Raw genomic sequence first — 7621 nt, forward strand, 5'->3', positions numbered from 1 at the left:
GCGTCAAACCCGAGGCCGCAAATGGTCAGGCGTCGAGGCGACAAGACACCGGAGCCACCGGGTGGCCGCGCGGCCGAACGGCTGCGCATGTTCGAGCAGGCCCGCCAGCCCGACCGCAAAGAAACCTTCACAAGCAAAGCCCAGCCGATGGAGAAGAAGCCCGCGAAGAAGCCGGAGGGAAAACATGAAAACAAACCGCGACGCAAAGATCGATAGGCAGATCAGGCAGAAAACTCCCTCGCCGGCGGGAGGAAAGGTGCTGAGAAGGCTGTTCGCCTATCTCGGTGAACGGGATCCCGGTCTCAACAACGACGTCGTCGCGACATTCGTGATTCCCAAGGCGACGGTCCCGAAATTCGTATTCCCGAAGCAAACCAGCCGGATCAAGGCGGCGCGCACGCTTTCGGCGCGGCCGGTCAAGCGCCGTGTCGCCGCGGCAAAATCCTTTGGCGCAGCCCTTTCGAAAGCTGCGACGTCGCTGGCGCATCCGCCCCGGACACGCGGGCGGGCGGCGGCGCCGGGCACCGCGGCCGCATTGTGGCAATCGCTCGGTCCCGATCATGTCCCCAGCGGGCAGACCTACGGCACCAACCGCGTGGACGTGATCGGCCGCCTGTCGAGCATCGCCGTAGATCCACGCGATGCAAAACACCTGCTGGTCGGAGCCGCCGGCGGCGGCATATGGGAAAGCAAGAATTCCGGCGCGAACTGGTCGCCCTGCACCGACGCAATGCCCTCGCTCGCGATCGGCGCGGTGACGTTCGATCCCTCCAGCCCCGCTCGCGTCTATGCCGGCAGCGGCGAGGGAAACTTCTACGCCAACCTCGGCGCAGGCGTCTATCTGTCGACCGACGGCGGCAGCAACTGGACCGTGTTGGCGTCAGCGCCGTTCGTGGGAGTTGGATTCTACGATCTTGTCGTTGATCCCGCGACGCCTGCAACGCTGTACGCGGCGACAACCAATGGCTTTTACAAATCGACCAACAGCGGCAAGTCCTGGACCCTGAAGCGTGTCGGCAGATGCTGGGACATCAGCGTCGATCCGGGCGGAGGGACCGTCGAGATCCTCGCAAGCTTTCAGGACGGACTGTTTGTATCCACCAATGGCGGAAATGCCTTCGCCGCCGTGGCAATGCCGTCGCTTCCCAGTGCCGCGTGGACGCGCCTTGCGGTCGATCGCGTGGCATCGGCGCCCGACATTGCCTACGCATTCGGCGCGGCAGGCAATGCCTCCCATTTCTGGCGCCGCAGCGGAACCGCGTGGAAGAAAATCAAGGTACCCGCGAGCTTGAGCGTCAATCAATCCTGGTACGACTGGTTTGTGGCGGCGACGCCCGACAAGAAGGGCCAGGTGTATATCGGAGCCATCGATACTTTGCGGGGCGATCTCTCGGGCACCACCTGGACCTGGACGAATATCACGACCCAGGGCAACAACAGCATTCATCCCGATCAGCACTGCCTGACCTTTGCACCGGGTGCTTCGAGCACGATCTACGCCGGAAATGACGGGGGAATCTACAGGTCCACCAATAGCGGCAGGACATGGAAGTCGCTCAACAAGGGTCTCGCGATCACCGAAATCGAATACATGGCGAGCGATCCGGCGACCTCGAAATGGCTGATGGCCGGAACCCAGGACAATGGAACCCTGCGACATACAGGAGGGACCAAATGGGACCACATCGCCGATGGTGACGGCGGCGATTGCGGCGTCGATCAGCAGACCTCCAACATCATCTATCACAGCTACTACAACGTCACCCTGGAACGGTCGACCAACAAGGGAAACAGCTGGTCGCCGCTGTCGCCTCCCAATGTGGCATCGCTGTTCTATCCGCCGGTCGAGGTGGTGGGCCCCACGCTTGCGATCGGCGCCGTGTCGCTGGTGGTGTCGCGAAACAGCGGCGCATCGTGGGCGATCGTTCCGCTCGGCCTGGCCGCCAATGAAGTGGCCACCACCATGCGTGCACTCGATTCGAATGCTGTCCTGCTCGGCACCAATTTCGGCAAGATACTGCAGATGGACTGGACCGGAACTGCGTGGAAGAAAACCACGCATGCCTCGCCCGCCGCCAAGTACATCAGCTGCATCGCGGTCGATCCATCGAACCCGCAGCGCTACTGGGTGACGAGTTCGCAGGTCTCGGGCGCCGGCGGCCGGGTCTTTCGTTCCGATAATGGCGGCACATCGTGGGTGAATTGTACCACGGGCCTGCCGAATATCCCGTTCAACTCGATCGTTGTCGATCCGGCGGATTTCCGGCGCGTATGGGTCGCCGGCGATGTCGGCGTGTATCAAACCAGCGATCTCGGCGCGAGCTGGGCTCCATTCTCGAACGGATTGCCCAACGCCATGGCGGTCGACCTGATCTTTCACAGGCAGGACCGCAAGTTGATCTGCGGCACCCGCAACCGCGGCGCCTGGATCGTGGACATTCCCTGACCGTTGCAGCAAGCGCCGCTGGTTTGAACCCTGTTCCAGACACGACGGAGGAAGGACATGTACAGCCTGCTGAGAAACGAACCGCTTCGAAGGCAGTTCGCCGCTGACGCAAGAAACCTGCTGGCGACGCAGGCCGTGACATTGCTGCCGGCGCTGCTGATCACGCAGCTGTTCTATCACTGGAAGAGCTTTTTGCTCGAATTCGGCGGCTTCCTCGTGACCTGGTTCGTCATTGATTTCATCGTCACAACCGCGCTCGATGCGTGGCGCGGGCGGCGAAGCACTTCATCCTGACGCATCACCGGAGCGCAATATCCAGCCAGCCCAGCGCGTTGACAGTCACCCGGTCGCCGGCATCGACCACCACCGTGGTGGTCTCGGCCTCGATGATCACGGGCCCCGCCAATGCATGACCGGGGCGGAGGTCGTCGAGCGCATAGACCGGAACCTCGCTCCAGGCGCCGAACCAGGCCTGCCGCGTTCCGCGCGGCGCGCAAGCTCCCGCCGACGGCGTCGGCCGCGCATCCTGCCCGCGTTGCGAGACTTCGCCGATCGCGGCGACACGCGCGTTGACGAAGACGACTTCCTGATCGCGCGAGGCGTAGGTGTAGAGCTCTTCGTGGCGGCGGTGGAAGCGATCCTCGATGGCGTCGACCGGCGAAGCCGCGTTCCAGTCGAGGCCGTCGAGCGCGACGTCGATCTCGAAAATCTGCTCGCCGTAGCGCATCTCGGCGGAACGTTCCGTCGTCATCGGGCCGCCGAACCAGGCACGCAGCCGGCCAGTGGCTTGTTGCTCCAGATCCTTGAACAGGTTTCGCGCTTCGTCGTTAGAGATGCGGGCGGCGGCGCCGTAATGGGTGCGGCTGACTTCGTAGCGCAAATCGCTGGTCAGCATGCCCCAGGCCGACAGCACGGAGGCTGCGACCGGCACGATGATGCGCTTGAGTTCGAGTTCGCGCGCGACCTCCGCGGCATGCAGGCCGGCCGCGCCGCCAAAACTCAGCAGCGCGAATTTTCGGGGATCGACGCCGCGGCGAAGGGTCATCAGCCGGATGCCGTCGGCCATTTTCAGGTTGATCATCCGGAAGATGCCGGCCGCGGCCTCGATCCTCTCGAGGTCCAGCGCCGCAGCGACTCCGTCCACCGCGGCTTCCGCCGCAGCAGCGTCGAGCGGACGCGCGCCGCCCATGAAAGCACCCGCATCGAGATAGCCGAGCACGACATTGGCGTCGGTCACGGTGGCAGCACTGCCGCCATTGCCATAGCAGGCCGGCCCCGGCACCGAACCCGCGCTTTCCGGGCCGACCCGCAAGGTGCCGCCGGCGTCGACGGTTGCGATCGAGCCGCCGCCGGCCGCGATGCTGGCGATATCGAGGCTGCGCAGCGCAATGCGCTGGCCGGCGAGCGTGCCATCGGCGGACAACGAGGCGCGGCCCTCGGAGATCAGCGAAATGTCGGTTGAGGTGCCACCCATGTCGAACGGCACCAGATCGGGGACACCAAGCAGATCGGCGCAGCGCCGCGCGCCGGAAATGCCGCCGGCAGGACCCGACAACACCGTGCCCGCCGCCAGCCTGGATGCTTCCTCGACCGGCGCCATGCCGCCATGCGACAGGATGATGAAGAGCGAGCCCTTGAAGCCAGCTTCGGTGAGACGCTGCTCCAGATTGCCCAGATAGTGCCGCACCAGCGGCCGGACATAGGCGTTCACGATGGTGGTCGAGACCCGCTCATATTCCTTGATCTGCGGCAGCACGTCGCTCGACCGGGAAATGCTGATGTCAGGCAGTTCCCGCGCCAGCCGTTCGACGGCGGCGAGTTCGTGCACGGGATTGAGATAGGAATGCAGGAAGCAGACCGCGACCGAATTGGCGCCGGAGCGGCGGATCGCGGCGATGGCCTCATCGAGCGAGCGATCATCCAAGGGTATCGCGATCTCGCCGTTGGCCTTGAGCCGTTCCCGCACACCGAACCGCCGCTCGCGCGGCACCAGCGGCGGCGGCGGCGGCGAGCGCAGATCGTAACGGTTGTCCTTCAGCCCCTCACGCATCTCGATCACGTCGCGATGACCCTCGGTGGTGAGCAGCGCGACCTTTGCGCCCTTGCGTTCCAGCAAGGCGTTGGTGGCAACGGTGGTGCCGTGCACGATACGGTCGGTAACTCCGAGCATTTTTTCGCGCGTCAGCTTCAGCCGCCGCGCCAGTTCCTCCAGTCCAGCCATGACGCCGACCGACTGGTCCGCCGGCGTCGACGGCGATTTCGCGAACACGGTTGTGCCGTGCTCGTCGATGGCGACGAGGTCCGTATAGGTGCCGCCGACGTCAATTCCAATCGTGTACATCAGGTGCCCTGCCCCGCCGGAGCATCGCCGGTGACGAGTCCCTGTTCGCAGTCCCGCGCGCGGGCTTCCGCCGTGCGTTCGGCCGGCGGTCCATAGCCGCCGCCGCCGGAGGAGCGAATTTCAAGACAGTCGCCGGGACGAATTTCGATGCCGACTTCCTTGGTGCGCAGCGGGCGCGGCGGACGTCCCTCGGAGATCAGCCGGTAATCGTGCGGCACGCCATCCTTGCCGCCGAGCATCCCGCACGGACCGTAGCGCACGCCGTCGCCCGCGGTGTTGCCGCGCGCCGGTTTTGCGGTTTCAAGCACCAGGTCGAGCGCGACGCCGAGGCCACCGCGGAACTTGCCGTCGCCGCCGGAGTTTTCGCGGAATTCATGGCGGCGAAAGTGCAGGGGGAAACGCACCTCCGCGACCTCCAGGCTGCCGAATTTGAGGCCGCCGACGCTGTGCCATTCGCCGATCGATGAATAGCCGTCGCCGCCGGAGGAGGCCCCGCCACCCGGGCGCGCCTGAAACAGGTGCCAGATGAAATTCTTGCCGGTGCGCGGATCCTCGCCCTGGATCGCAATCCGGAACCGGCGGCTCCAGCCCGCCATGGCGCGATCAGGACAGGACGCCGACAGCGCCTTGACGATGGCTTCGACGATTTCGTTGGAGGGATGGCTGGTGCACAGCGTCACCGGTCGGCCGGGATCGGCCCAGACGATGGTCCCCTGCTTGGCGATCACCTTCAACGGCCGCAACGCGCCGGTGTTTTTGGGGATTTCGGCGTCGATCAGATAGGCAAAGGCCATCGCCACCGCCGCCTGCATGTTGGCATGCGAGGAATTGACGAAGCTGGTCGACTGCGGATCGGAATCCGACAGATCGACCTCGATGTCGCTGCCCTTCTTGGTGACTTTTGCGGCGATCCGGATGTCGCTGCGGCCGTGGCCGTCATCGTCGAGGAAGGCCTCGCCAAGGAACACGCCGTCCTTCCAGGTCGAGACCACGGCGCGGGTCTGCTGCTCGGTCGCATCGAGGATCGCCTCGATGGCGGCTTCGACAACCGACGCGCCGAACTCGCTGAACAATTTTGCAACCCGCCGCTCGCCGAGATTCGCCGCCCCCAGCATCGCGGCGAGGTCGCCGCGAAACTCGCGCGGGTTGCGGACGTTGAGCGCCAGCAGATCGAGCAAATCCTCGCGCGGCCGGCCGGCCTCCGAGAGCCTGATCGGCGGGACGCGCAATCCCTCCTGCCAGATTTCGGTGGCGCCGGGATTATAGGCGCCATGGGTGGCGCCGCCGATATCGCTGAAATGGGCGCGGACGATGGTCCAGAGCAGGCGCTTCTGGCCATCGAATACCGGCACAAAGACCGTGAGATCGGGCAGATGGCTGCCGCCGTGGTAGGGATCGTTGAGCAGAAACACGTCGCCGGGCGCGACATCCTTGAACCGGTCCTCGACCACCAGCGTCGCCCAGGGCAGCGCACCGACATGAACCGGAAGATGATCGGCCTGCGCGATCAGGCGGGCGCGCGTGTCGCAGATCGCCAGCGAAAAATCCCGGCTGGAGTTAAGGATCTGCGAATAGGTGGTGCGAAGCATGGCTTCGCCCATTTCCTTCACGATCGAGCTCAGGCGGTGCTGAACCACGGATCGCGTGATGGGATCGATCTTGCTGGACATGGACGCTTGTTGGCAAAAACCGGCGGCGGGATCAAGGGACGTTGGTCAAAGCTGCCCGCTGTCCGGTCGCTCCTAAATGTCTGGTCGCATGCCGGAATCGCGGGCGCGTCCGCGAACTCCGGCCCGGCAAACCAAAAATATCGAAAACAACCCCATGTACAGTAGCAAAGGGGGCCGCTGGCCTGGAGGGTTCACCTTTGCGAAAATATTTTGACACGTCGAGGCTGGGCAAATCACCGGCACTGTTGCAACCTCGCGCAACTTTTGATGCGGTTACGCCGACGCCGCCACCTCCGCGATGGCTTCCGAGGCCGCGGCAACGATAGTCGCGACATCCCGGTCCGTCATCGGCGTCGACAACGCCATCAATCCATAACCCGCCGCCAGCACGCCCCGATTGAGCAGCCCGCGATGGAAGACCGCCGATCGCTGCGCTTCCAGCTCGGTCGGCCAGGCCGAGCGGTAGTCGCGGACCGGACGGTCGGCAAAATGAACTTTCAGCAGCGATCCGAGCCCGACGGTGCGGCCGGGCACGCCGTGGCGGCGGAACGCATCGTCGATGCCGCCGCGCACCGCCTCGCCGATCGCATCGAGCCGGGCGAAGGCCGCGTCATCCAGCAACTCCATCGCCGCGATCCCGGCGCGCATCGTCACCGGATTGGCCGAAAACGTCCCGCCATGCGGCAGATCAGGCTTGCCGGATCTGGGATCGAACACCGCCATGAACTCCCGTTTGCCGCCGACCGCGCCGACCGGAAAACCGCCGCCCATGATCTTGCCGAGCGTGGTCAGATCAGGATCGATATTCCAAAGCCCCTGCGCGCCGCGATAGCCGAGGCGGAAGGTGATGACCTCATCGAAGATCAGCAGCGCGCCGACTTCCCTGGTGACCGCGCGCAGCGCCTCGAGATAGGCCTTGTCGGCGGGCGCCAGCCCCGCGCGGTTCGGCATCGGGTCGACCAGCACGCAGGCGAGCTCCGCGCCATGCTCCCGGATCAGGCTTACCGCCGCCTCGGCATCGTTGAAGGGAATGGTGATGACGTCGGCCAGCACATTGTCCGGCGTGCCCTTCGCATAGGCGACCGAAACCGGGGCGTTGCGGCCCCAGGCTTCCGGAGTGGGATCGAGGCTGACTTCGGCATAGTCATAGGAGCCGTGATAGGC

Annotated in this window: 6 protein-coding genes; 3 read left to right on the forward strand and 3 right to left on the reverse strand. The window is 64.9% G+C overall.

Going from position 1 to position 7621, the window contains the following annotated elements; all coding sequences use genetic code 11:
• The 3 genes from Q8N40_RS25995 to Q8N40_RS26005 all read left to right on the forward strand — a co-directional run.
• The coding region (locus tag Q8N40_RS25995) for a hypothetical protein (protein ID WP_305713851.1) at nt 1–216 on the forward strand (216 nt) is incomplete at its 5' end.
• Nucleotides 217–256: 40 nt separating this feature from the next.
• The gene (locus tag Q8N40_RS26000; RefSeq protein WP_305713852.1) at nt 257–2446 is read left to right on the forward strand and encodes a hypothetical protein; all 2190 of its coding nucleotides are present in this window, start codon (nt 257–259) and stop codon (nt 2444–2446) included.
• Nucleotides 2447–2503: 57 nt separating this feature from the next.
• A complete protein-coding gene (locus tag Q8N40_RS26005) occupies nt 2504–2740 on the forward strand; it encodes a hypothetical protein (RefSeq protein WP_305713853.1) in 237 nt (78 codons plus the stop codon).
• A gap of 4 nt (nt 2741–2744) precedes the next feature.
• Here the strand turns inward: Q8N40_RS26005 and Q8N40_RS26010 are convergent, their stop codons facing one another.
• From Q8N40_RS26010 to Q8N40_RS26020, 3 genes are all read right to left on the reverse strand, one after another.
• Nucleotides 2745–4787 (reverse strand): hydantoinase/oxoprolinase family protein, encoded by a 2043-nt coding sequence (locus tag Q8N40_RS26010; RefSeq protein WP_305713854.1) that lies wholly within the window; start codon nt 4785–4787, stop codon nt 2745–2747.
• On the reverse strand, nt 4787–6457 hold the full coding sequence (locus Q8N40_RS26015; RefSeq protein WP_305713855.1) for a hydantoinase B/oxoprolinase family protein: 1671 nt from the start codon (nt 6455–6457) through the stop codon (nt 4787–4789). Before Q8N40_RS26015 ends, Q8N40_RS26010 begins: the two co-directional genes overlap by 1 nt.
• Before the next feature lie 273 nt (nt 6458–6730).
• Nucleotides 6731–7621, reverse strand: an 891-nt coding sequence (locus tag Q8N40_RS26020; RefSeq protein WP_305713856.1) for an aspartate aminotransferase family protein, incomplete at its 5' end; no start/stop codon positions are given.

Origin of the sequence: Bradyrhizobium sp. (genome assembly GCF_030693485.1) — a bacterium.
In the GTDB taxonomy this organism is placed as follows: Bacteria; Pseudomonadota; Alphaproteobacteria; order Rhizobiales; family Xanthobacteraceae; genus Bradyrhizobium.

Bases quoted from the DNA above. Each gene is read 5' to 3' on its own strand.
- Q8N40_RS26015 (WP_305713855.1), bottom strand. From the start codon at position 6,457: ATGTCCAGCAAGATCGATCCCATCACGCGATCCGTGGTTCAGCACCGC.
- Q8N40_RS26005 (WP_305713853.1), top strand. From the start codon at position 2,504: ATGTACAGCCTGCTGAGAAACGAACCGCTTCGAAGGCAGTTCGCCGCT.
- Q8N40_RS26010 (WP_305713854.1), bottom strand. From the start codon at position 4,787: ATGTACACGATTGGAATTGACGTCGGCGGCACCTATACGGACCTCGTC.